The sequence below is a fragment of the Streptomyces lushanensis genome (assembly GCF_001700515.1).
Lineage (GTDB): Bacteria > Actinomycetota > Actinomycetes > Streptomycetales > Streptomycetaceae > Streptomyces > Streptomyces lushanensis.
This window is the reverse complement of record NZ_MAUD01000296.1, coordinates 1-562: the sequence shown is the minus strand read 5'-3', so window position 1 is coordinate 562 and position 562 is coordinate 1. Positions and strand designations below refer to the sequence as shown.

The following is a 562-nucleotide window of genomic DNA, read 5'->3' as shown; positions in this document are numbered from 1 at the left end:
CGGCCCACGACGCCTTCACCACGGCTCTGAATCTGCTGCTCACCCCGGGCGAAGAGGTCCCTTACCCGACCCACAACCTGCTGATCGGCCGCCATCGCGTCCGCCGGCTGCTGGGCCTGGACCACGACGACTGGGACGCCCTCGCCGACCGCGTCCACCCTTCGACGGTCTCCCTGGACGAGCTGCACGACCCCAAACGCCTGTGGTCCCTGGGCTCCGACAACCCCGCCGAACTCCAGGCCGAGATCACCCGCCTCCGCGCCGAACTGGGCTCCTACCGCACGGCCCTGTCCCGCCCGTTCCCCGTGGCGGTCCTCCACTGGCCGAAGCCGGAACTGGCCGAGCTCCTCACCGCGTACCCCGCCCTGGCCGCCGAATACCCCTCCCACGAGGCCCATCTCTCCCAACTGGAAGCCTCCCTCCGCGACCTGGCCGCCACCGGCACCCCCAACCTCGGCATCGTCACCGCCACGATCCCCTCCTACGAAGCCTTCGCGGCCTCCGAACAGTCCTCCCCCTCCAACACCGCCCTGCTCCCCCAGTACGCCACCACCCTCGCCGC

Annotated in this window: 1 pseudogene; it reads left to right on the top strand. The window is 71.2% G+C overall.

What is annotated here, in order from left to right:
* Positions 1-562 (top strand): annotated as a pseudogene (locus BFF77_RS23145) (hypothetical protein); the annotation flags it as partial.